This is a genomic window from Streptomyces similanensis, assembly GCF_039543625.1.
Classification (GTDB): Bacteria; Actinomycetota; Actinomycetes; order Streptomycetales; family Streptomycetaceae; genus Streptomyces; species Streptomyces similanensis.
Genome location: NZ_BAABKC010000025.1, coordinates 65,404 through 89,090, shown reverse-complemented (window position 1 = coordinate 89,090; position 23,687 = coordinate 65,404). Strand labels below are relative to the sequence as shown.

Here is a 23,687-nt window from a genome sequence, read left to right as displayed (position 1 = left end):
GTCGATCTAACCTCCCTCACCCCCAGCGGGCGGCAGTCGAAGGAGTCCCGGCCATGCCGATAGAACAGCACGGAGTCGACACCATCCCGGAAGCGGAACGCGGCAGCGGACCACGCGACCTGGTGTCGATCCTCCTCGGCTCCAACCTCTGCCTCGGCGTGATCATCTTCGGCTGGCTGCCGGCGTCCTTCGGCCTCGGCTGGTGGGCCTCGGTCAGCGCGGTCGTGGCGGGCACGGTCGTCGGCGCCCTGTTCACCGCACCGCTGGCCCTGGTCTCGCTGCGCACCGCCACCAACCTGTCGACCTCCTCCGGCGCCCAGTTCGGGGTGCGCGGCCGGCTGGTCGGCTCGGTGGTCGGACTGCTGCTCGCCCTCGGCTACACCGCGCTGACGGTATGGATCGGCGGCGACGTGATGGTGAGCGTCCTGCACCGCTTGTTCGGACTGGCCCCGAGCTCAGCGGCGTACGCGATCGTCTACACGCTGCTCGCCGCCGCCACCGTCACCGGCGCGGTCTACGGCTACCGGGTACTGCTCGCCATGTCACGCGTCCTCGCGGTCGGCATGACCGCCCTGCTCGCCCTCGGCGTGCTCGCCTACGCCCCGCACTTCGGCACCGCCGCGCTGCCCGAGACCGGCGGCTACCTGCTGGGCGGGTTCTGGCCGACCTGGTTCCTGGCCGCGGTGGCCGCCGGACTGTCCGGGCCGATCGCCTTCATCACCCTGCTGGGCGACTACACCCGCTACATCTCCCCGCGCCGCCACTCCCCCCGCCGGGTGCTGCGCGCCACCTGGCTCGGGCTGATCGCCGGCCTGCTGGTGCCGCAATTGTTCGGCACCTTCACGGCGTACGGCGCGCGGGCCGCGTTCGACTACGCCGGGCCGCTGGTCGACGCCTCCCCCGGCTGGTACCTGGTGCCGCTGCTGCTGGCCGCCTCCGCCGGCTCGGTCGGCAACGCCGGGCTGATGCTGTACTCGATGGGCCTGGACCTGGACGCGATCCTGCCGCGCGCCTCCCGCGCCCGCGCCACCTACACCGTCGCCGTCGTCGCCACCGTCTGCGTCTTCGCCGGGCACTACGCCTGGAACGCCCAGTCGGCGATGACGTCGTTCGTGCTGCTGCTCACCGCGATCGGCACCCCGTGGGCGGTCGTCACCCTCATCGGCTTCGTCCGCTGCCGGGGCCGCTACGACGCCGACGCCCTCCAGGTCTTCAACCGCCGCTCGCGGGGCGGGATCTACTGGTACCGGGCCGGCTGGAACGTGCGGGCGACCGCCTCCTGGGCGGTGGGCGCCGGCGTCGGGCTGCTGGCCGTCTCCCTGCCCTCCTACCAGGGTCCGCTGCTGCACCTGACCGGCGGCGTGGACTGCAGCTTCCTGCTGTCGGGCGCGGCGGGCGGCCTGGTCTACCTGGCGCTGACGGCCGGCGGCCGGGAACGCGCGGGGGCCGCCGCGGACGGGGAGGCCGCGGCGGCCCTGACGGTGAGCGGGGAGCTGTAGACCGGCGCCTGCCGCGGACCCGGGTCCGCGGCAGGGGCGACGAGACTCCCGGCCGGGTCACTCGCGGTGCCCGGCCGGGACGCCCGTCCGGACCGAGGCCCTCGCGGGGCCCGGTCCGGACATGGGGCGCGGCCGGTTCTTCTCCGTGGGCCGCCGGCCGGTCCCGGGCGCGCGGCGCCGGCCGGTCCCGGGCGCGGGGCGTCAGCCGATCTTGTGCATCCAGCCGTGCTTGTCCTCGACGGCGCCGCGCTGGATGCCCAGCAGCGCCTCGCGCAGGCGCAGGGTGACCTCGCCGGGCGTGCCGTCGCCGTGGGTCCAGGCGTCCGACTTGGTCTTGACGTGGCCGATCGGGGTGACCACCGCGGCGGTGCCGCAGGCGAAGACCTCGGTGAGCGCGCCGGAGGCGGCGTCGGCCCGCCACTGCTCCAGGGTGATCACGCCCTCCTCGGCCTGAAGACCGAGGTCGCGGGCGACCTGGAGGAGGGAGTCGCGGGTGATGCCCTCCAGGATGGAGCCGCTCAGCTCCGGGGTGACGATCCGGTCGCCGTAGACGAAGGCGACGTTCATGCTGCCGCTCTCCTCGACCTTGGTGCGGGTCACCGCGTCGAGGTAGACGACCTGGTCGCAGCCGTGCGCGGCGGCCTCGGCCTGGGGCAGCAGGGAGGCCGCGTAGTTGCCGCCGGTCTTCGCGTCGCCGGTGCCGCCGGGCACCGCGCGGACGTGGTCCTCGGCGACCCAGATGGTGACCGGCTTGACGCCGCCGGCGAAGTACGCGCCGGAGGGCGAGGCGATCAGCATGAACAGGTACTCGTTGGCCGGGTGGACGCCGAGCCCGGTCTCCGAGGCGAACATGAACGGCCGCAGGTACAGCGACTCCTCGCCACCGTGCGGCGGGACCCAGTCGGCGTCCTGCGTCAGCAGCGCGTCCAGCGCCTCGATGAACAGCTCCTCCGGCAGCTCGGCCATGGCCATCCGGCGGGCGGAGCCCCGGAAGCGGCGGGCGTTGGCCTCCGGGCGGAAGACCGCGACCGAGCCGTCGGGCCGGCGGTACGCCTTGAGCCCCTCGAAGATCTCCTGGCCGTAGTGCAGGACGTGGCAGGAGGGGTCGATGGAGATCGGGCCGTACGGGACGAGCTGCGCGTCGTGCCAGCCGCGGCCCTCGGTCCACCGGATCGTCACCATGTGGTCGGTGAAGTGGCGGCCGAAGCCGGGGCTGGCCAGGATCGCCTCACGCTCGGCGGCGGACAGCGGATGGGCGGAGGGCTTGAGCTCGATCGTGGGCGTCGTCATGAATGGATGTCCTTCACCGGTTGTCGTGACGGGCCGCATTCACGCCCGTCACGACCGTTTCCGGCCAGTGGTCGGACGTCCGAGCATTCCCTCATGCCGCGGCTCCGCGTTCGATTATCGCGCGGGGCCCGCTGCGGACGGAATCGGGGTGAAAGGCGGCCCGGGGTTTGATGGTGGCACCCGGCGGCGGACACGGGAAAGCCGCCGGGCGCGGAATGCGACCCGACGGCTTCGATGGTGCGAGCGGCGGGTCAGCCGGCTACTCGTACGGCCAGCGCGTCGCCGATCTCGGAGGTGCTGCGCGCGGGCAGCCCGCCGCGCTCCGCGAGGTCGGCGGAGACGGCGTCCTCGATCCGGGTCGCCTCGGCCTCGTAGCCGAGGTGGCGCAGGAGCAGGGCGACGGAGAGCACCGTGGCGGTGGGGTCGGCCTTGCCCTGGCCGGCGATGTCCGGGGCCGAGCCGTGGACCGGCTCGAACATCGACGGGAACGCGCCGCTCGGGTTGATGTTGCCCGAGGCGGCCACGCCGATGCCGCCGGAGACGGCCGCGGCGAGGTCGGTGATGATGTCGCCGAAGAGGTTGTCGGTGACGATGACGTCGAAGCGCTCGGGCTGGGTGACCAGGTAGATGGTGGCGGCGTCGACGTGGATGTACTCGGTGGCGACCTCGGGGTACTCCTCGGCCACCTTGTTGAAGATGTTCGTCCACAGGTGGCCGGCGAAGGTCAGCACGTTGTTCTTGTGGACCAGCGTGAGCTTCTTGCGCGGGCGGGCCTGGGCGCGGGCGAAGGCGTCGCGGACGACGCGCTCGACGCCGAAGGCGGTGTTGACCGAGACCTCGGTGGCCACCTCGTGCGCGGTGCCCTTGCGGATGGTGCCGCCGTTGCCCGTGTAGGGGCCCTCGGTGCCCTCGCGGACGACGACGAAGTCGATCCGCGGGTCGCCGGCGAGCGGGGTGGCGACGCCGGGCAGGAGCTTGCTCGGGCGCAGGTTGACGTGGTGGTCGAAGGCGAAGCGCAGCTTGAGCAGGAAGCCGCGCTCCAGGACGCCGGAGGGCACCGACGGGTCGCCGATGGCGCCGAGCAGGATGGCGTCGTGCGCCTTGAGGGCGTCGAGGTCGGCGTCGGTGAGCGTCTCGCCCGTGGCGTGGTAGCGCCGGGCGCCGAAGTCGAACTCCTTGGTCTCCAGCTTCACGTCCTGCGGGAGGACGGCGGTCAGGACCTTCAGGCCCTCGGCCACCACTTCCTGGCCGATGCCGTCACCGGGGATCACTGCGAGATCGATGCTGCGAGACATGTCGGCACCCTACTCCTCGTCCCGAGAGATGACACGGCATGTCCGCCATATGGACGCCTCCCCGGCCGGGACCGGTGCGGATCGATGGAGGTCAGTGGCCGGTCTGGCCGCCGTTGTCCCGGCGGTCGAGGGCGCGCTGGAGGGCGGCGGCGGCGTTCTTGCGGTCGGACTCGCTCGTACGGGAGGCGTGGCGGACTCGGCGGCGGACGGTCGTCTCGGCCATGGCGGATCGACTCCTTCGAAGGAGCGCACACGGGGCGGGGAGCACCCGGAGTGCGTGGGGCAGAGGGGGGTGGCGAGACGCCGGAGTGGGCGGGGAGCGCGGCGCCGCAGGGGTGGCCTGCACGGGGCCCGGCTCACGACCGCCCTTCGCTGGGTCGAGCGTGACGTTCGTCTTCTACAAAACTAAGCGAGGAGCGCGCGGCTGTCTGCATAATTACTCGGACTTCCTACTATCTGAGACGGCGATCGCCCCCGCACCGCCGTGACCTGCGGTTCTCCCGGAATCGGGTCAGAAGACATCGCCGTCGCGCCAGTCGAAGACCAGTTCGGCGCCGGGATCGTCCGTGCCCGCCGGGGCGGGCCACAGATAGGTGGAGCCCTCCTCCCCGGCCAGCCGCACCACGCCGTCCGGGCCGAGCGCGCACAGCGGCCCGGCCCACGGCCGCCAGCCCCGGGCCGTGTACAGCGGCGCGCCGGCGGCGCTGGCGGACAGCGCCCCGAACGCGTACGCGCGCGTGACGACCTCCTCCAGAGCGGTCATGACGCGGCCGCCGATCCCGGTGCGCCGCACGTCCCCCCGCACCGCCACGCCTTCGACGTACCCGACCCGCCGCCACCGCCCCTGGTGGCGCGCCCGCCGCTGGACCACGGAGCCGTGCCCGGCGAGGCCCTGCGCGTCGTACGCCAGCGCGTGGACGCCGCCCAGGGTGTGGTCCCAGTCGTCGTCGCTGAAGTCCCCCTCGAAGGCGTCGTCCAGCAGGTCGCGGACGGCCCGCAGTTCGGTCGGGGCGAGTTCGGCGGTGTGGGCGGTGCGGATGAGGAGGGCCATCGGGTCAGTATCCGAGTGCCCGGCCACGGCGGGCGAGGGGTTTTCGGCGGCCCGCATCGCCCACCCGGCTGATCCTCGGCCCGACAGGCGGCATCGGGGTGCGGCGCGGGAACGGTGAGGTCATGGACGACACGGCCAAGGCACTTCTGGAGGGCGGCCCGCAGGACCTGCCCGGACGGATCGTCGCGCGCCCTGCACCGGGCGACGACGCGAAGATCGAACTGCGGGGCGGTTACGAGCACTTCCGGCCGACCGGGCGCGAGACGGACACGCCGGAGGGCAGGCTGCCCGTGTACGAGTGGTGGGAGCGCACGGAGATGCCCGGCTAGTCCGCCCGTACGGCACGGCCCGCGGACACGCGAACGGGCCGGGTCCAGGAGGATCCGGCCCGTTCGCACACCTGGGTGTCAGCCCATGTGCGGGTAGGTGTAGTCGGTCGGCGAGACCAGCGACTCCTTGATGGCGCGGGTCAGCGTCCAGCGCATCAGGTTCTGCGGGGCGCCGGCCTTGTCGTTGGTGCCGGAGGCACGGCCGCCGCCGAAGGGCTGCTGGCCGACCACAGCGCCGGTCGACTTGTCGTTGATGTAGAAGTTGCCGGCCGCGTAGCGCAGCTTCTCCATCGTGTACGCGGCGGCGGCGCGGTCGTTCGCGATGACCGAGCCGGTGAGCGCGTAGTCCGACACCGACTCCATCTGGGTCAGCATCTCGTCGTACTTGTCGTCCTCGTAGACGTGCACGGCGAGGATCGGGCCGAAGTACTCGGTGGTGAAGACCTCGTTCTCCGGGTCGGTGCACTCGATGACGGTCGGGCGCACGAAGTAGCCCACCGAGTCGTCGTAGCTGCCGCCGGCGACGATCGTGCAGGCCGGGTCGGCCTGGGCGCGGTCGATGGCGGCCTTGTTCTTGGCGAAGGAGCGCTCGTCGATGACCGCGCCGATGAAGTGCGACAGGTCGGTGACGTCGCCCATGGCCAGACCGTCCACCTCGGCCGCGAACTCCTCCTTGAAACCGGAGTTCCACAGCGAGGCCGGGAGGTACGCCCGCGAGGTGGCCGAGCACTTCTGGCCCTGGTACTCGAAGGCGCCGCGGGTCAGGGCGGTCTTCAGCACGGCGCGGTCGGCGCTCGGGTGGGCGACGACGAAGTCCTTGCCGCCGGTCTCGCCGACCAGGCGCGGGTAGGCGCGGTACTTCTCGATGTTGTTGCCGACCGTCTTCCACAGGTGCTGGAAGGTCTTGGTCGAACCGGTGAAGTGGATGCCGGCCAGGTCGCGGTGGTGCAGGGCGACCTCGGAGACCTCGATGCCGTCGCCGGTGAGCAGGTTGATGACGCCCTTGGGCAGACCCGCCTCCTCCAGCAGCGCCATCAGCAGCACGGCGGCGTGCGTCTGGGTCGGGGACGGCTTCCAGATCACCACGTTGCCCATGAGCGCGGGCGCGGTGGGCAGGTTGGCGGCGATCGCCGAGAAGTTGAACGGCGTGATCGCGTAGACGAAGCCCTCCAGCGGGCGGTGGTCCATGCGGTTCCACACGCCCGGCGCGTTGGCCGGAGGCTGCTCGGCCAGGATCTGGCGGGCGTAGTGGACGTTGAAGCGCCAGAAGTCGACCAGCTCGCAGGGGCTGTCGATCTCGGCCTGCTGGGCGGTCTTGGACTGGCCGAGCATGGTGGAGGCGGCGATGGTCTCGCGCCAGGGGCCGGCCAGCAGCTCGGCGGCGCGCAGGATGATCGCGGCGCGGTCGTCGAAGGACATGGCGCGCCAGGCCGGGGCCGCGGCGAGGGCGGCGTCCACGGCGTCCTGGGCGTCCTGCTTCGTGGCGTTGCGGTAGGTGCCGAGGACGGCCTTGTGGTGGTGCGGCTGCACGACCTCGAAGGGCTCGCCGCCGCCCAGGCGCTTCTCGCCGCCGATGGTGCAGGGCAGGTCGACCGGGTTCTCGGCCAGCTCCTTCAGCTTGGCCTCCAGGCGGGCGCGCTCGGGCGAGCCGGGGGCGTAGCCGTGCACCGGCTCGTTAACCGGGGTGGGGACCTGGGTCACAGCGTCCATGTGTTCCGTAACTCCTTGAGGTGAGCGGTGTTGCGGGCCGGGGGTGCGGGCCGCGGGGGTGCGGGCTCAGCCCTTGCTGACCATCGAACGCAAGAAGAAGCGCAGGTTGGCCGGCTTCTCCGCGAGACGGCGCATGAAGTAGCCGTACCAGTCGGTGCCGTAGGCGGTGTAGACGCGCATGCGGTGGCCCTCGGCGGCCAGGCGCAGGTGCTCGTCGCCGCGGATGCCGTAGAGCATCTGGAACTCGTACTCGTCCAGCTTGCGGCCGGCCGTGCGGGCGAGTTCCTGGCCTATGGAGATCAGCCGCGGGTCGTGCGAGCCGATCATCGGGTATCCGTCGCCCTCCATGAGGGTCTTCAGGATGCGCACGTACGCCTTGTCGATCTCGTGCTTGTTCTGGTGGGCGACCTCGGCGGGCTCCTTGTAGGCGCCCTTCACCAACCGTACGCGGCTGCCGGCCGCGGCGAGGCGGCGCGCGTCGGCCTCGGTACGGAACAGATAGGCCTGGATGACGCAGCCGGTCTGCGGGAAGTCCTTCCGCAGCTCCTCGTGGATGGCGAACATCGAGTCGAGGGTGGTGTGGTCCTCCGCGTCCAGGGTGACCGTGGTGCCGATGGCGGCGGCGGCCTCGACGACCGGGCGGACGTTGGCGAGGGCCAGCTCGTGGCCGCCGTTGAATGCGGGGGCGAGCCCGGAGGGCTCTCCGTTGAGGGCGGTGGCGGGAGACGGGAGGGCCTGGCCGAACATGGAGAGCTTGACGGACATCTCGACCCGCGGGCCGAGGTCCAGGTCCTCGATGTGGTCGATCAGCGCCAGGTAGGCGTCCCGGGCGGCGGTGGCCTGCTCGGGCGTGGTGATGTCCTCGCCGACCACGTCCATGGTCAGCTCCAGGCCCTTGGCCGTGAGGTCCTCGATGATCGGGACGATGTCGGTCACGGTCTCGCCGGGGATGAAGCGGTCCACGACCTGCTTGGTCACCGGGGCCGCCGAGATCAGACGTCGCATCCGGTCGCTGCGCGACGCGGCAAGAATCACGGGACCCAGCACGGGAACCTCCACAACAGTCAGTAAAAGTCCGCTACCCGTTCATTCGGGAACGGCACGGAGAACCACTGTGAAAGCTAGGGAACCCTCCGATCCTCGGCCATCGACAGCTGTCACGCATCAGCGGAGTCGATCTCAGACAGATGTATGAAGGCGCTGCCGGAGTGCGGGACAATGGCGGGGTGACGGCGGCGTACAGAGGTGACTACCAGGAGCTGGTGGACGAGATCTCGGAGCTGCTTGGCGCTCCGGCCACCCTGGAGAGCCGCACCTTCGAGCTGATCGCCTTCGGCGCCTACGACAGCGAGGGCGACCTCGACCCGTCCGCCCTGGACCCGGTGCGCACCCGCTCGATCCTCACCCGGCGCTCCACGGCCGCGGTGCGCCGCTGGTTCGAGGGCTTCGGCATCACCCGGGCGACCGGGCCGGTGCGCATCCCTCCGACCCCCGAGGCGGGCGTGTACCGGGGACGGATCTGCCTGCCGGTACGCCATCGGGGTGTCGTCCTCGGGTACGTCTGGCTGCTGGACGACGATCCCGGACCTGGCGAGCGGCAACTGGCCGCCGCGATGCTGGTGACCGGGCGGATCGGCGCGCTGCTGGCGGACGAGGCGCAGCACGGCGCCGATCTGACCCGGGAGCTGCGGGCGGTGCTGACCGCGGAGGCGGGCTGGCCGCGCGACATGGCGGTGGCGGAGCTGCGGACGGCGCTCGGGGTGCGGGCGGACGGGCCGCACACGGTGGTGTGCGTGGCGCCGTGGCCCTCGGCCGACCCGGACGACGCGCCCTCGGTGCGGACGCTGCCGGGTGCGACGGCCCTGTGCACGGTGCCGTGGGGCACCACCGGGCAGAGTCTCGCGGTGCTGGTGCGGCTGCGCGCCCCGGAGACGCTGACGGCGGCGGTGTCGGCGGCGACCCGGCTGCTGGAGCAGGCGGAGGCGGGCGCCGTGCCCGCGAGCAGCCCGGCGGGCGCGGCTGCGGCTTCGGCTTCGGCTTCGGCTTCGGCTTCGGCTTCGGCTTCGGCTTCGGCCGGGAACGGCGCGGTGACGTCCGGGAAGCCGGGCGACGGCAAGGGGGCCGGCGGTCGAGCGGGGGACGGGAAGGCGGCCGGGGGCAGGGCCGAGGACGGCAAGGGGGCCGGCGGACGGGGCGGCGCCGGGAGGGCGGCCGGGGCCGGGGCGGCCGGGGGCGCGGTGGGCCGGGGGCGGGCCGCGGCCGGTGTGGCCGCCGGGCGGACCGGGCTCGCGGACTTGGCCGCCGCCTGGACGCAGGCGTCGGCGGCGGCCCGCGCCGCGCTGGCCGAACCCCGACTGGGCCCGGTCGCCGAGTGGGCCCGGATCGGCCCCTACCGCCTGCTGACCTCGCTGCCCCCGCCGGCCACCCGCGACGCGGTGACCGGGCCGCTGCTCGCCCCCGGTCACGAGGAGCTGGCCCGTACCGCCGAGGTGTACCTCGACTGCGCGGGCCAGGCCGGCCGCACCGCCGCCGAGCTGGGCATCCACCGGCAGACGCTGTACTACCGGCTGTCCCGGGTGGAGCAGCTGACCGGTCTCGACCTGGACGACGGCGAGGACCGGCTGCTGCTGCACATGGCCCTGAAGGCGGCGCGGCTCTAGCCTTCGCCCGCCCGCTCCCCCGTGGCGCCCGCGATCACCCGGCGCAGGCCCTCGGTGAGCTGGTCGGCGTGGGTGGCGGTGCCGGGGTCGAACAGCCACTGGACCATGAGGCCCTGAAGGAGGGTCTGGTAGAGGCGGCCCTCGGTGTCGGCGGTCTCCGTGTCGAGGTCGGCCTCCGGGACGTCGGTGAACAGCGGGACGATGCCCGAGCGGCCCTCCTCCTGGGCCTGCGCCAGCAGCTTGCGCACCTCCGGCATGCGGTCGCCCTGGAGGACCAGTTCGAAGCTGACCAGCCAGATCGCGCGCGTCTCGGGCACCGAGCGGATGACGTTCGCCCACACCTCCTGGAACCGCTCCAGTGAGCCGGCGCGACTGCCGGTGCCGCCGCCCGCCCCCCAGCCGGAACCGCCGTCGCCCTCGCTCATCCCCTCGACCAGCGAGATGTACGCCTCCACCAGCAGCGCGTCCTTGGACCCGTAGTGGTAGCCGATGGAGGCGAGGTTGGTCCCCGACTCCTTGACGATGTCGCGCGCCGTCGTGCGCAGGAAGCCCTTCGCCAGCAGGCAGCGCTTCGCGCCCTCCAGCAGATCCTCACGATGTCCCATGCGCCCACCCTACCCACCGTTCATACGGCTGTCCCAGACGACTGTCCTATACAAACGTTCTATACAACTGTTTAAGACGCTTGTACATTCCTCGTCATGACGAACCCGACGAGCACCACCCCGCTCCCGGCCGCACGGGCCGGCCGCCGTGAATGGACCGCCCTGGGCGTGCTGATGCTGCCGCTGCTGCTGGTCTCGATGGACGTCTCGGTCCTGTACTTCGCGATCCCGGCGATCAACGCGGACCTGCGGCCCAGCGGCACCCAGCAGCTGTGGATCTTCGACATCTACGCCTTCGTCCTGGCCGGCCTGCTGATGACGATGGGCTCGCTCGGCGACCGCGTCGGCCGCCGCCGGCTGCTGCTGACCGGCGCCGCCGCCTTCGGCGCCGCCTCGCTCGCGGCGGCGTACGCGAACAGCGCCGAGACCCTGATCGCCGCCCGCGCGGTCCTCGGCATCGGCGGCGCGACCCTGATGCCCTCGACGATGGCGATCGTCCGCACGATGTTCACCGACCCGGGCCAGCGGGCGAAGGCGATCGGCATCTGGTCCGGCGTCATGACCGGCGGCATCGCGCTCGGCTCGGTGCTCAGCGGCGTCCTGGTGCAGTACTTCTGCTGGGGTTCGGTCTTCCTGGTCAACCTGCCCGCGATGGCGCTGCTGCTGGTGCTCGGCCCGATCCTGCTGCCCGAGTCGAAGAACCCCGCGCCCGGCCGCTTCGACCTCGTCGGCGTGCCGCTGTCGATGGCCGCGGTACTGCCCGTGGTCTACGGCCTCAAGGAGATCGCCGCCGAGGGCGTGCACCCGCTGTACGCCGTCTCGATCGGCGTCGGCCTGCTCTTCGCGGCCCTCTTCGTCCAGCGCCAGCGCACGGCCGCCTCGCCGATGATCTCGCCGGCCCTGTTCCGCGGCCGGGCCTTCGCCCCCGCGGTGCTCCTCAACCTGGTCTCGTCGTTCGCGATGATGGGCTCGGCGTTCTTCACCACGCAGTACCTGCAGTCGGTGCTCGGCAAGAGCGCGCTGGAGGCCGCCCTGTGGGCGCTGCTGCCTTCGGTGCCGATCGGCCTGGCGGCGCCGCTGGCGACCCAGCTGGTGCAGAAGGGCGTCAACCGGGCCTACGTCGTCACGGCGGGCTTCACGATCGGCGCGGCCGGCTACGGCCTGCTGGCGCTGACCGGCACCGACTCGCTCTGGCTGCTGCTGGCCGGGTGCGCGGTGCTCGCCTCCGGGATCGTGATGGTGCTGTCCCAGATGACCGACCTGGCGCTGAGCGCGGTCCCGGTGGAGCGGGCGGGCTCGGCCGCGTCACTGCTGGAGACGGGCCAGGAGTTCGGCGGCGCGCTGGGGATGGCGGTGCTCGGCTCCGTCGGCACGGCGGTCTACCGCCACGAGATGCCCGCCGGCGCCCCGGCCCCGGCCCGCGAGACCCTCGGCGCCGCGCTCGCGGTCGCCGACCGCCTGCCGGCCGAGGCGGGCACGGCCCTGGCGACGGCGGCCCGGCACGCCTTCACCACGGGGATGCACGGCGCGGCGCTCGCGGCGACGGCGGTCCTGCTGCTGGCGGCGGCGGCCGCGGGGGCGACCCTGCGGAAGGTCCACGTCAGGGCCCCTGATGCGGAGCCGGAGCCGGTGGAGCCGGCGCGGGCCGCGGTCTGACCCGCTGGTACCGGCCCGGCCCGTACGGGCCCGCCGCACACGGAAGGCGCCGGAGGAGCTGGGCTCCGCCGGCGCCTTCGGGCGATCACGCGTCAGACGAGGTTCACCGACCGGGCGGACGTGGCCCCGATCTCCGCGGCGACCTCGGCGAGCACCGCCGCGGGCACCGTGTCGTCCACCGTGAGGACGGCCAGCGCCTCGCCGCCGACCGCCGCGCGGGCGACCTGCATGCCGGCGATGTTGACGCCCGCCTCGCCGATGATCCGGCCCACCGTGCCGACGACGCCGGGACGGTCCTCGTAGCGCAGGACGACCATGTGGTCGGCGAGCGCGAGGTCCACGTCGTACTCGCCGACGGCGACGATCTTCTGGAGGTGCTTGGGTCCGGCCAGCGTGCCGGAGACCGAGATCTCCTCGCCGTCGGCGAGGGTGCCGCGCACGGTGACGACGTTGCGGTGGTCGCTGGACTCGCTGCTCGTGGTCAGCCGCACCTCCACGCCGCGCTCCTGGGCGAACAGCGGGGCATTGACGTAGGAGACGGTCTCGGCGACGACGTCCTCGAAGACGCCCTTGAGCGCGGACAGCTCCAGCACCTTGACGTCGTGCTGGGTGATCTCGCCGTAGACCTCGACGTCGAGGCGGACGGCCACCTCGCCGGCGAGGGCGGTGAAGATGCGGCCGAGGCGCTCGGCGAGCGGCAGGCCCGGCTTGACGTCCTCGGCGATGACGCCGCCCTGGACGTTGACCGCGTCGGGCACCAGCTCGCCGGCGAGGGCGAGACGCACCGACTTGGCGACGGCGATGCCCGCCTTCTCCTGGGCCTCGTCCGTGGAGGCGCCCAGGTGCGGGGTGCACACGACCTGGTCGAACTCGAACAGCGGGGAGTCGGTGCACGGCTCCTTGGTGTACACGTCCAGGCCGGCGCCGGCGACCCGGCCCTCCTTGAGCGCCGAGTACAGCGCCTCCTCGTCGACGATGCCGCCGCGCGCGGCGTTGACGACGCGCACGCTCGGCTTGACCTTGCGCAGCGCCTCCTCGCCGATCAGGCCGAGGGTCTCGGGGGTCTTGGGCAGGTGGACGGTGATGAAGTCGGAGACCTCCAGCAGCTCGTCCAGGGTCAGCACCTTGACGCCCATCTGCGCGGCCCGCGCGGGCTGCACGTACGGGTCGTAGGCGACGACCTTCATGCCGAAGGCGGACATGCGCTGGGCGACCAGCGCGCCGATGCGGCCGAGGCCGACGACGCCGAGGGTCTTCTCGGCCAGCTCGACGCCGGTGTACTTGCTGCGCTTCCACTCGCCGTTCTTGAGCGCGGCGTTGGCCTGCGGGATGTTGCGCGCGGTGGCCAGGAGCAGACCGCAGGCCAGCTCGGCGGCGGTCACGATGTTGGAGGTGGGCGCGTTGACGACCATCACGCCGGCCTTGGTGGCGGCGGAGACGTCGACGTTGTCCAGGCCCACGCCGGCGCGGGCGACGACCTTCAGCTTCTTGGCGGCGGCGACGGCCTCGGCGTCGACCTTGGTGGCCGAGCGGATCAGGATCGCGTCGACGTCGGCGATCGCGGGAAGCAGTTCGGCGCGGTCGGCGCCGTTGCAGTGCCGGATCTCGAAGTCGGGGCCGAGCGCGTCGACGGTGGCGGGCGACAGCTCTTCAGCGATGAGTACGACGGGTTTCGAGCTCACGTGAGTCCTCACAAGTCCAATGCGGACGGCCGTCCCGACGGCCGCAGGCGGTGGAGGGGCATGCCGCGTGGAAGACGCACGACGCTGTGGGCCTGACGCGTTGTTGAGCAGCAGTCTAGTGGCGTCGCGGGCGCCGTAATACGCCGCTGCGGAAGGATCACCCGTCCGTGGCTGGACGGGGTGGACAACGCGGTGCGCCGCCCATGGCCTCCGGTAGCGCCCCGGGTGCGGTGAAAGGGGCCGGAGCCTGTGCTCCGGCCCCTTTCACCGTGAGGCTTACGCCTCCTCGTTCACCCAGCTCATGAGCTTGCGCAGCTCCTTGCCGGTGGTCTCCAGCAGGTGCTCGGAGTCCTGCTTCTTGTACTCGTTGTACTTCTTCAGACCGCCGTGGTACTCGTCCATCCAGTTGCGGGCGAACGTGCCGTCCTGGATCTCGGCAAGGACCTGCTTCATCTCGGCCTTGGTGGCGTCGGTGATGATGCGCGGGCCGGTGACGTAGTCGCCCCACTCGGCGGTCTCGGAGATCGACCAGCGCATCTTCTCCAGGCCGCCCTCGTACATGAGGTCGACGATCAGCTTCAGCTCGTGCAGGCACTCGAAGTAGGCGATCTCGGGCTGGTAGCCCGCCTCGACCAGGGTCTCGAAGCCGGCCTTCACCAGGGCGGCGGTGCCGCCGCACAGCACGGCCTGCTCGCCGAAGAGGTCGGTCTCGGTCTCCTCGGTGAAGGTGGTCTTGATGACGCCGGCGCGGGTGCCGCCGATGCCCTTGGCGTACGACAGCGCCAGCGCGAACGCGTCGCCGGAGGCGTCCTGCTCGACGGCCACGATGCACGGGACGCCGCGGCCCTCCTCGTACTGACGGCGCACCAGGTGGCCCGGGCCCTTGGGGGCGACCATGCAGACGTCCACGCCGGCCGGGGGCTTGATGAAGCCGAAGCGGATGTTGAGGCCGTGGCCGAAGAACAGCGCGTCGCCGTCCTTCAGGTTGGGGGCGATGTGCTCCTCGTAGACCTGGGCCTGGATCGGGTCCGGCACCAGGATCATGATGACGTCGGCCTCGGCGGCGGCCTCGGACGGGCTCACCACGCGCAGGCCCTGCTCCTCGGCCTTGGCCTTGGACTTGGAGCCCTCGTGCAGACCGACACGCACGTCGACACCCGAGTCGCGCAGCGACAGCGCGTGGGCGTGACCCTGGCTGCCGTAGCCGATGACCGCGACCTTGCGGCCCTGGATGATGGACAGGTCGGCGTCGGCGTCGTAGAACAGCTCGGCCACTTTGGGTTCTCTCCTTGGTGTGCAGGTTGTGCGTCCCACCGTATGCCGGTGGGAGGGCGGGAAGTCTCGGGGTCTCGGGATACGGGCGGCCGGTGTCGCCCGGCCGCCCGAACGTGGCGCTAGGCCGACCGGTCCAGGGCGCGCAGCGATCGGTCGGTGATCGAACGGGCGCCGCGGCCGATCGCGATCGTGCCGGACTGGACCAGTTCCTTGATGCCGTACTGCTCCAGCATCTTGAGCATCGCGGCCAGCTTGTCGGTGGAGCCGGTGGCCTCGATGGTGACGGCCTCCGGGGAGACGTCGACGGTCTTGGCGCGGAAGAGCTGGACGATCTCGACGATCTGGGAGCGCGTCTCGTTGTCGGCGCGCACCTTCACCAGGACCAGTTCGCGCTGGACGGCCTGGGTGGGCTCCAGCTCGACGATCTTGAGCACGTTGACGAGCTTGTTGAGCTGCTTGGTCACCTGCTCCAGCGGGAAGTCCTCGACGCTGACCACGATGGTGATGCGGGAGATGTCGGCGTGCTCGGTGACGCCGACCGCCAGGGAGTCGATGTTGAAGCCGCGGCGGGAGAACAGGGCGGTGATCCGGGCGAGGACGCCCGGGGTGTTCTCGACGAGGACCGAGAGGGTGTGCTTGGACATGGGTATCGCTCAGCTCTCTGTCAGTCGTCTTCGTTGTCGCCGAAGTCGGGGCGGACGTCCCGGGCGGCCATGATCTCGTCGTTGGAGGTCCCGGCGGCGACCATCGGCCACACCATGGCGTCCTCGTGGACGATGAAGTCGATGACGACCGGGCGGTCGTTGATGGAGTTCGCCTCCTCGATCGCCTTGTCGAGGTCGTCCGGGGACTCGCAGCGGATCGCGTAGCAGCCCATGGCCTCCGACAGCTTGACGAAGTCCGGGACGCGGGTGCCCTTGGCCTGCGGGTTGACGTCGTCGGGCCCGGAGTGCAGGACCGTGTTGGAGTAGCGCTGGTTGTAGAACAGGGTCTGCCACTGGCGGACCATCCCGAGGGCGCCGTTGTTGATGACGGCGACCTTGATCGGGATGTTGTTCAGGGCGCAGGTGGTCAGCTCCTGATTGGTCATCTGGAAGCAGCCGTCGCCGTCGATCGCCCACACGGTGCGCTCGGGCATGCCGGCCTTGGCGCCCATGGCGGCCGGCACCGCGTAGCCCATGGTGCCCGCGCCGCCGGAGTTGAGCCAGGTGGCGGGCTGCTCGTACTGGACGAAGTGCGCGGCCCACATCTGGTGCTGGCCGACGCCCGCGGCGAAGATCGTGCCCTCCGGGGCGAGCCGGCCGATGCGCTCGATGACCTGCTGCGGGGCGAGCGAGCCGTTGCCGGGCTGGTCGTAGCCGAGCGGGTAGGTGTCGCGCCAGCGGCTGAGGTCGTTCCACCAGGCGGTGTAGTCGCCCCGGTGGCCCTCGGCGTGCTCCTTCTGGACGGCCTGGACCAGATCGGCGATGACCTCGCGGGCGTCGCCGACGATCGGCACGTCGGCCTCGCGGTTCTTGCCGATCTCGGCCGGGTCGATGTCGGCGTGGACGATCTTGGCGTGCGGGGCGAAGCTGTCCAGCTTGCCGGTGACGCGGTCGTCGAAGCGGGCGCCGAGGGCGACGATCAGGTCGGCCTTCTGCAGCGCGGTGACGGCGGTGACCGCACCGTGCATGCCCGGCATTCCCACGTGCAGCGGGTGGCTGTCGGGGAACGCGCCGAGCGCCATCAGGGTGGTGGTGACGGGCGCTCCGGTGAGTTCGGCCAGCACCTTCAGCTCGGCGGTGGCCTTGGCCTTGAGCACGCCGCCGCCGACGTAGAGGACCGGCCGCTTGGCGGCGGTGATGAGCTTGGCGGCCTCGCGGATCTGCTTGGCGTGCGGCTTGGTGACGGGCCGGTAGCCGGGCAGGTCCATGACCGGCGGCCAGGAGAAGGTGGTCCGCGCCTGGAGGATGTCCTTGGGGATGTCGACGAGGACCGGACCGGGGCGGCCGGTGGAGGCGATGTGGAACGCCTGCGCGATCGTCTTCGGGATGTCCTCGGCCTTGGTGACCAGGAAGCTGTGCTTGGTGATCGGCATGGTGATGCCGACGATGTCCGCCTCCTGGAAGGCGTCGGTGCCGATCGCGGCGGAGACGACCTGGCCGGTGATCGCGACCAGCGGCACCGAGTCCATGTTCGCGTCGGCGATCGGCGTCACGAGGTTGGTGGCGCCGGGGCCCGAGGTGGCCATGCAGACGCCGACCTTGCCGGTGGCCTGCGCGTAGCCGGTGGCCGCGTGGCCGGCGCCCTGCTCGTGCCGGACCAGCACGTGGCGCACCCGGCTGGAGTCCATCAGCGGGTCGTACGCGGGAAGGATCGTGCCACCGGGAATACCGAATACGGTGTCGACCCCGACCTCCTCGAGAGAGCGGATGAGGGACTGCGCACCCGTGACGTGCTCGGGCGCCGACTGGTGTCCTCCGGATCGGGGCCGCGGCTGCGGATGGGCCCCGGTGGCCTGCTCGGTCATCGGCATTCTCTTCTCGATGCTGAGGTCTTTTGCGAGGATTGTGCGAGGGTCTGCTGTCGGCTTTCGCCGGGTTCGCACGGTGTGCGAGTGCTGTACGGAGGGTGCCCGTGCAACAAAAAACCCCTCGTGCCGTGAGGCAAGCGAGGGGAGCGCGCCGGTGTGGGTCGCTGGGGATTCCGGATCTCTCCTCCGGTGGGTCCCAGCTCAGCCGACGCGCTGTCCAAGTACGAGAATTCGGGTGCGCATGGCACTGACCCTCCCCCCGGCGCGCACCCACTGTCAAGTGGGTGGGACGGGCGTCTCATCATGTGGGCGCAGGGCCGTCCCGCCCCCGCTCCCGACCCCGGCCTTCGCCCCGCCGCCGAGCACCGCCGGCACCCCGGCGGTGAACGCGGCCACTCCCTTGCCGGCGAAGACCGGTTCGGCTGGCCCGGGCGGCACCGGGTAGCAGCCGGCGGTGAGCGCCCGGCGCAGCCGGTACTCGTCCAGCGGGCCGGCGAAGGCCGCGCCCCGGGCGTGGGTGCAGCCCATCGCGCGCAGGGCGACGACCTGTTCGGGCAGGTCCACGCCCTCGGCCACGGACTGGAGTCCGAGATCGCCCGCGATCCGGAGCAGCCCGCCGGTGATCTTGTGCAGCCGGGCCGACTCCACGACGCCCTCGACCAGGCCCCGGTCGAGCCCGAGCACGTCGACGGGGAGCCTGCGCAGGGCCGTGACGGTCCCGTGGCCGCCGCCGAAGCCGTCCAGGGCGATCCGCGCCCCGAGCCGGCGCAGGGCGGACAGCCGGCGTTCCAGTTCGTCCAGCGGCACTCTGGGGTCGGTGTCGGCCAGCTCGATCACCAGGGCGCCGGAGGGCAGCCCGTGCCGGGTCAGCAGGGTCTCGACGGCGCCGGGGGGCAGGGTGCGGTCCACCAGGCGGCGGGCGGCGATCCGGACCACCACGGAGACGGCCGGCCCGGTCCTGGCCCGATCGGCGGCCTGCGCGACGGCCTCCTCCAGCAGCCAGCGGCTCAGTTCGGCCGGCCGGTCGCCGTCCTCGGCGGCCCGCAGGAACTCGGCCGGGGTGAACAGCACCCCCTGGGAGGAGCGCCAGCGGGCCTGGGCGGCGACCGCCGTGATCCGGCCGTCCGCCAGGCGCACCACCGGCTGGTGCAGCAGGGTGAACTCGCCGTCGTGCAGGGCGGAGCGCAGCCGGCCGGCCAGGCCCGCCCGGCGCACCACGTCCTGCTGCATCTGCGGCTTGTACAGCTCGACCCGGCCCTTTCCGGCCGCCTTGGCGCGGTACATCGCGAGGTCGGCGTTGCGCAGCAGTTCGCCGGCGCCGAGGCCCGGTTCGGCGAAGGCGACGCCGATGGAGGCGGCGACGCGGACATCGTTGCCGTCGATGAGGTAGGGCTGCGACAGGGTCACTCTGAGCCGGTCGGCCAGCTCCAGGATGTGGCCCTCGCGTGCGGTGTGGTCGCGGCCGCCGTCGCCGACGATGAGCGCCGCGAACTCGTCGCCGCCGAGCCGGGCGGCGGTGTCGCCGTGCCGGACCGCCTCCTGGAGTCTGCGGGCGGCCTGGACGAGCAGTTCGTCCCCGGCCTGGTGGCCGATCGTGTCGTTGACGCCCTTGAAGCCGTCCAGGTCGAGGAAGAGCACGGCGGTGCCCCGGTCGGTGCTGCGTCGGCCGGACAGGGCCTGCCGCACGCGCCGGGTGAACAGGGCGCGGTTGGGCAGGTCGGTGAGCGGGTCGTGTTCGGCGTTGTGCTGGAGCTGCGCCTGGAGGCGGACCCGCTCGGTGACGTCCCGGCTGTTGAAGATCAGCCCGCCGTGGTGGCGGTTGATGGTCGACTCGACGTTGAGCCAGCCGCCCCCGCTCTCGGCGCCGCCCGGGCGGACGGCGCTGCGGCCGCCGGAGCGGAAGCGGCACTCGATGCGGGTGGTCGGCTCCTCGTGCGGGCTGGCGGCCAGGAAGCGGCGCACCTCGTGGACCACGCAGCCGAGGTCCTCCGGGTGGATGAGACTGGCCAGTTCGGTGCCGACCAGTTCCTCGGCGGGCCGGCCGTAGACCCCGGCGGCGGCCGGGGAGACGTACCGGAGGACACCGTTGGGCGCGGCGATCATGATGACGTCGCTGGAGCCCTGCACCAGGGAGCGGAAGTGGTTCTCCTTGTGGGCCAGCTCCTGGGCGAGGGTGATGTTCTCCAGCAGGGTGATGCCCTGGCGCACGAGCAGGGCGAGCACCACGGCTCCGGCGGTGATCAGCACCACGCGGTCGACGCTGTGCCCGTCGAGCACGTTGTAGAGGATGCCCAGGGTGCAGACGGCGGCGGCGAGGTACGGCGTGAGGGCGGCCAGGGAGCCGGCGAGGGGCCGGCCGGCCGGGTAGCGGTCGTGGCCGCCGTCGGCGTAGCGGTCGTGCTCGCCGTTCGGGTGGCGCTCGCGCCCGCCGGGCGGGCGCCGGCCGTGGTCGCCGTCCGGCGTGGGCGGGCGGAGGCGGCCGCCGTCCTCGCCCGGGCGCTGCCCGGGCACGTGTCCGGACGCGCCGCCGCCCGGGCGGCCGTCGGCGGGCGGGGGTCCGTCGGCCACGCGCTCGTGGGCGTCGCCTCCGTGGTCGCCGCCGTAGTCGCCGCCGTAGTCGCCCACGTGGTCGCCGGCGGGACCGTCGTGCTCGCCGGTGTGCGGGCGGGCGGTGTCCGCCGGCGGGCGGGCGTCGTGCGGGTGCGCCTCGGGCGCCGCGGGGCCGGTGCCGGGCCGGGCCGACGCGTGCCGCTCGGTGGCCGTGCGGGCGAACCGGGTCGCCGCCCAGGGGGCGTAGGCGAGGATGAGCGAGCCGGCGAACCAGCCCGCGTCCAGGAGCTGCCCGGAGCGGTAGGTGTGGTGCAGCAGCGGTGAGGTGAACAGGGCGTCGCTGAGCACGGTCAGCGCCAGGCCGCCGATCGCCGTGTTCACCGCTCTGCGGTTGCTCCGCGAGCGCCGGAAGTGCAGCGCGAGCACCATGCTGACCAGGGCGATGTCCAGCAGCGGGTAGGCCAGCGAGAGCGCGGTGTAGGCGACGCTCGGGCCGTCGAACTTGGCCGCCTGGGCCAGCGCGAGGCTCCAGGAGAGGGTGAGCAGCGAGCCGCCGATCAGCCAGGCGTCCAGCGCCAGGCACACCCAGCCGGCCCGGTTCACCGGCCGCTTGGCCAGCACCAGCAGGCCGGTGATCGCGGGCGGGGCGAAGCACAGGAAGAACAGGTCGGCGTAGCTGGGGCTGGGCACCTGCTCGTCGAGGACGACCTCGTACCACCCCCAGACCGCGTTGCCCAGGGCCGCCATCGTGGAGGAGAGGCCGAAGAGCAGCCAGGCGAGCCGGAAGCGGACGCCGTGGCCGCGCGCGTACCGCACGCAGGAGACGGCGGCGGCCGCGGCCGCGGCGCTGAGCCCGAAGTCGCCCATGACGAGCGCGACCTCGTGCGAGCCCCAGCCGGTGGCGGACCCCACCGCGTACCCCGCGCACACCAGCGCCAGGACGAGCTGCGGCACGGTCTTGCGGGCGGCGTCGGCGGTGGCCGGCGACCGGGACGGCAGGACGCCGGGCGCCAGCTGGCCGCGCGGCGTCTTGCTGAGCGTGGTCATGACGGAGGGAGGCGGGCTCACCGGTCCCTCCCGGTGCGCGCCGACGGGTCCAGCGGGTCCCGGCGCGCCGTCTGCGGGTGCCGGCCGCGGATTGCGGGCCGGTGCCGCTGGGGCCGGCCGCCGTGCGGGGGCCGGCCGCGGTCGCGCGCCGCCGTGCTCCAGGGTTTGCGGTGGCGGCCCCGCCGCGTCGGATGGTTCGTCCATAGGCCGTGCATCGCCCGTCGCCCCCCTCACAGTTCACAGTCTGGAATGTCCGTCCCCGGCGCCGATGTCCCCGGCGCAGCCCCTGTCGGGACGATACACCAGTATCGTCACTCAGGGACATAGCTGCTCTACGCTCCGTGACGACCAGCGCATATGCGGGTACGCACCGCGTCCGGAGGATCGCGGACGGTGCCCGAAGCGGAACTACGCGCCCTTCGCGCCCGTGGTCGTCCGGCCGGCCGGGCCCGTCGTGAGGACCACGTTGGCGAGCGGCTCACGGTTCACGAAACGGGTCAGCTGGCCCACCAGCAACCGTTCGGCGCGCGGCCGGAACGCCGAGGTCGGGCCGCCGGCGTGCGGGCTGATCAGGACGCCGGGCGCGTGCCACAGGGGGTGCTCCGGCGGCAGCGGCTCGGGGTCGGTGACGTCGAGGGCGGCGGTGATCCGGCCGCTCTCCAGCTCCGCCAGCAGCGCCCCGGTGTCGACGACCGGGCCGCGCGCCACGTTGACCAGCAGCGCGCCGTCCTTCATCCGGGCCAGGAACGCGGCGTCGGCCAGGCCGCGGGTGTCCCGCGTCAAGGGCGTGGACAGGATGACGACGTCGGCGTGCGGGAGCAGCTCGGGCAGATCGGTGAGCGGTTGCACGGGACCGCGCGCCGTGGTGCGACCGGAGCGCGCAACGCGCGCCACCCGCGCGAGCTCGAAGGGCGCGAGCCGGTCCTCGATGGCGGCGCCGATGGCCCCGTAGCCGACGATGAGGACGCTCCGGTCGGCGAGGGCGGGGTAGAAGGCGCCGGCCGGCCACTCGCCGCGGTCCTGGGCCCGCACGAAGCCGGGGATGCCGCGCAGGGCGGCCAGGACGAGGGTCAGGGCGAGTTCGGCGGTGCTCGCCTCGTGCACGCCGCGCGCGTTGCACAGCCGTACGCCGTCCGGCAGCGCCGTCAGGCCCGGTTCGACGTTGTCGGTGCCGGCGGACAGCGTCTGCACGACGCGCACCGAGCGCATCAGCGGCATGGGGCGCGTCACGAGGGCGGCGGGCCGCATGTACGGCACCACGTAGAAGGCGCAGTCGGCGGGGTCCGCGGGGTACTCCTGGCGCCCGTCGTCCCCGCCCTCCCAGAACAGGTAGTGCGGCCCGTCCGGGAGCCCGGCGATCTCGTCCGGCGGGATGGGCAGCCACACGTCAGCGGTCATGGTCAGGAGGCTATGTCAGGGGCGCGGAGAGGCAGAGGTTAGGTTGGTCAACCGCAGGCGAGGGAGGGTTACGGCGAGGTGGAGCGCAGGACGATCGGCGCGGGCGCACGGGCGGTGGGGGCCGTGGGACTCGGGTGCATGCCGATGAGCTGTTCCTACAGCGCGTCCCGGCAGCGGGGGCAGACCTCGCTGCGGGCCGTGCACCGGGCGCTCGACCTCGGCTCCACGCTGCTGGACACGGCCGACGTGTACGGCCCGTTCACCAACGAGCTGCTGGTGGGGCGGGTGTTGAAGGAGCGCCGGGCGGACGCCTTCGTCGCGACGAAGGTGGGCCTGCTGGCGGGCGACCAGCACATCGTGGCCAACGGCCGTCCCGGGTACGTGCGCCGGGCCTGCGACGCGTCGCTGCGGCGGCTCCAGACGGACGTGATCGACCTCTACCAGCTGCACCGGCCCGATCCGGAGGTGCCCGTGGAGGAGACCTGGGGGGCGATGGCGGAGCTGGTGCGGGCCGGGAAGGTGCGGGCGCTGGGCCTGTGCGCGCTGGAGGCGCACGGCCGGCGCCGGCCGGGGACGCTGCCGTACGACGGGGCGGTGCGCCGGCTGGAGCGGGTGCAGCAGGTGTTCCCGGTGAGCGCGGTGCAGGCGGAGCTGTCGGTGTGGTCGCCGGAGGCGCTGGTCGCGCTGCTGCCGTGGTGCGCGGCGCGGGGCGTCGGCTTCCTGGCCGCGATGCCGCTGGGCAACGGCTTTTTGACCGGCACGCTCACGCCGGGCCAGGGCTTCGAGCCGGACGACGTACGGGCCCGGCATCCGCGCTTCACCGCCGAGATGATGGCCGCCAACCAGCCGATCGTGGCCGGGCTGCGGCGGGTGGCCGCGCGGCACGGCGAGCAGGTGACCGCGGCGCAGGTGGCGCTGGCCTGGGTGCTGGCGCAGGGCCCGCAGGTGATCCCGGTGCCGGGCGCCGAGCAGGAGCGCTGGGTGACGGAGAACGCGGGCGCGGCGCGGCTGCGGCTGACGGCGCGGGACCTGGCGGAGCTGGGACGGCTGCCGGCGGCGCGGGGGTCCTGGGACTGAGGTGGGTCCCGTACCGGGCGCGAGCGGTGCACGAGGGTGTATCAGTGGGAG

General features: G+C 72.7%; 18 protein-coding genes. 5 read left to right on the top strand and 13 right to left on the bottom strand.

Annotated features, from left to right (window positions below):
* Positions 1–53 precede the first annotated feature (53 nt).
* Entirely contained in the window at positions 54–1,499 is a 1,446-nt protein-coding gene (locus ABEB07_RS09240; protein WP_345667807.1) for a cytosine permease, read from the top strand.
* 201 nt (positions 1,500–1,700) lie between these two features.
* Here the strand turns inward: ABEB07_RS09240 and ABEB07_RS09235 are convergent, their stop codons facing one another.
* The 4 genes from ABEB07_RS09235 to ABEB07_RS09220 all read right to left on the bottom strand — a co-directional run bounded on the left by ABEB07_RS09235 (position 1,701) and on the right by ABEB07_RS09220 (position 5,135).
* Positions 1,701–2,789: a branched-chain amino acid aminotransferase gene (locus ABEB07_RS09235; protein ID WP_345667806.1), complete on the bottom strand. Its 1,089-nt coding sequence runs from the start codon at positions 2,787–2,789 to the stop codon at positions 1,701–1,703.
* Between the two features lie 251 nt (positions 2,790–3,040).
* On the bottom strand, positions 3,041–4,084 hold the full coding sequence (locus ABEB07_RS09230; protein WP_164583754.1) for a 3-isopropylmalate dehydrogenase: 1,044 nt from the start codon (positions 4,082–4,084) through the stop codon (positions 3,041–3,043).
* 91 nt (positions 4,085–4,175) lie between these two features.
* Entirely contained in the window at positions 4,176–4,307 is a 132-nt protein-coding gene (locus tag ABEB07_RS09225; protein ID WP_107058449.1) for a hypothetical protein, read from the bottom strand.
* Positions 4,308–4,595: 288 nt separating this feature from the next.
* Positions 4,596–5,135, bottom strand: coding sequence for a GNAT family N-acetyltransferase (locus ABEB07_RS09220; RefSeq protein ID WP_345667805.1), 540 nt, complete (start codon positions 5,133–5,135; stop codon positions 4,596–4,598).
* Between the two features lie 122 nt (positions 5,136–5,257).
* Between ABEB07_RS09220 and ABEB07_RS09215 the strand changes: the two genes are divergently transcribed.
* On the top strand, positions 5,258–5,464 hold the full coding sequence (locus ABEB07_RS09215) for a DUF5988 family protein (protein WP_164583752.1): 207 nt from the start codon (positions 5,258–5,260) through the stop codon (positions 5,462–5,464).
* A gap of 78 nt (positions 5,465–5,542) precedes the next feature.
* Here ABEB07_RS09215 and pruA read toward each other — a convergent pair whose 3' ends face one another.
* Complete coding sequence (gene pruA, locus ABEB07_RS09210; RefSeq protein ID WP_345667803.1) at positions 5,543–7,174, bottom strand: L-glutamate gamma-semialdehyde dehydrogenase; 1,632 nt, start codon at positions 7,172–7,174, stop codon at positions 5,543–5,545.
* 66 nt (positions 7,175–7,240) lie between these two features.
* On the bottom strand, positions 7,241–8,221 hold the full coding sequence (locus ABEB07_RS09205; RefSeq protein ID WP_345667802.1) for a proline dehydrogenase family protein: 981 nt from the start codon (positions 8,219–8,221) through the stop codon (positions 7,241–7,243).
* A gap of 179 nt (positions 8,222–8,400) precedes the next feature.
* On the opposite strand from ABEB07_RS09205, the gene ABEB07_RS09200 reads away from it, so the two are divergent.
* Entirely contained in the window at positions 8,401–9,834 is a 1,434-nt protein-coding gene (locus ABEB07_RS09200) for a PucR family transcriptional regulator (RefSeq protein ID WP_345667801.1), read from the top strand.
* On the opposite strand, the gene ABEB07_RS09195 is transcribed toward ABEB07_RS09200, so the two are convergent.
* Positions 9,831–10,439, bottom strand: coding sequence for a TetR/AcrR family transcriptional regulator (locus ABEB07_RS09195; protein ID WP_345667800.1), 609 nt, complete (start codon positions 10,437–10,439; stop codon positions 9,831–9,833). The genes ABEB07_RS09200 and ABEB07_RS09195 overlap by 4 nt on opposite strands.
* Before the next feature lie 96 nt (positions 10,440–10,535).
* On the opposite strand from ABEB07_RS09195, the gene ABEB07_RS09190 reads away from it, so the two are divergent.
* A complete protein-coding gene (locus tag ABEB07_RS09190) occupies positions 10,536–12,095 on the top strand; it encodes an MFS transporter (protein ID WP_345667799.1) in 1,560 nt (519 codons plus the stop codon).
* A 92-nt stretch (positions 12,096–12,187) separates the two neighbouring features.
* Here ABEB07_RS09190 and serA read toward each other — a convergent pair whose 3' ends face one another.
* From serA to ABEB07_RS09160, 6 genes are all read right to left on the bottom strand, one after another.
* A complete protein-coding gene (gene serA / locus ABEB07_RS09185) occupies positions 12,188–13,777 on the bottom strand; it encodes a phosphoglycerate dehydrogenase (protein WP_164589095.1) in 1,590 nt (529 codons plus the stop codon).
* Positions 13,778–14,053: 276 nt separating this feature from the next.
* The gene (ilvC, locus tag ABEB07_RS09180) at positions 14,054–15,052 is read right to left on the bottom strand and encodes a ketol-acid reductoisomerase (RefSeq protein WP_164589094.1); all 999 of its coding nucleotides are present in this window, start codon (positions 15,050–15,052) and stop codon (positions 14,054–14,056) included.
* Between the two features lie 119 nt (positions 15,053–15,171).
* Positions 15,172–15,696 (bottom strand): acetolactate synthase small subunit, encoded by a 525-nt coding sequence (gene ilvN / locus ABEB07_RS09175; protein WP_164589093.1) that lies wholly within the window; start codon positions 15,694–15,696, stop codon positions 15,172–15,174.
* 20 nt (positions 15,697–15,716) lie between these two features.
* Positions 15,717–17,561, bottom strand: a complete 1,845-nt coding sequence (locus tag ABEB07_RS09170; protein ID WP_176150610.1) for an acetolactate synthase large subunit — start codon at positions 17,559–17,561, stop codon at positions 15,717–15,719.
* A gap of 279 nt (positions 17,562–17,840) precedes the next feature.
* Positions 17,841–21,161, bottom strand: coding sequence for a putative bifunctional diguanylate cyclase/phosphodiesterase (locus ABEB07_RS09165; RefSeq protein WP_345667832.1), 3,321 nt, complete (start codon positions 21,159–21,161; stop codon positions 17,841–17,843).
* Positions 21,162–21,569: 408 nt separating this feature from the next.
* Positions 21,570–22,559 carry an NAD(P)-dependent oxidoreductase gene (locus ABEB07_RS09160; protein WP_345667798.1) on the bottom strand — a complete coding sequence of 330 codons (990 nt, stop codon included), beginning with the start codon at positions 22,557–22,559 and terminating at the stop codon, positions 21,570–21,572.
* A 78-nt stretch (positions 22,560–22,637) separates the two neighbouring features.
* On the opposite strand from ABEB07_RS09160, the gene ABEB07_RS09155 reads away from it, so the two are divergent.
* Positions 22,638–23,636, top strand: coding sequence for an aldo/keto reductase (locus ABEB07_RS09155; protein WP_345667797.1), 999 nt, complete (start codon positions 22,638–22,640; stop codon positions 23,634–23,636).
* The last annotated feature ends 51 nt before the right edge of the window (positions 23,637–23,687 follow it).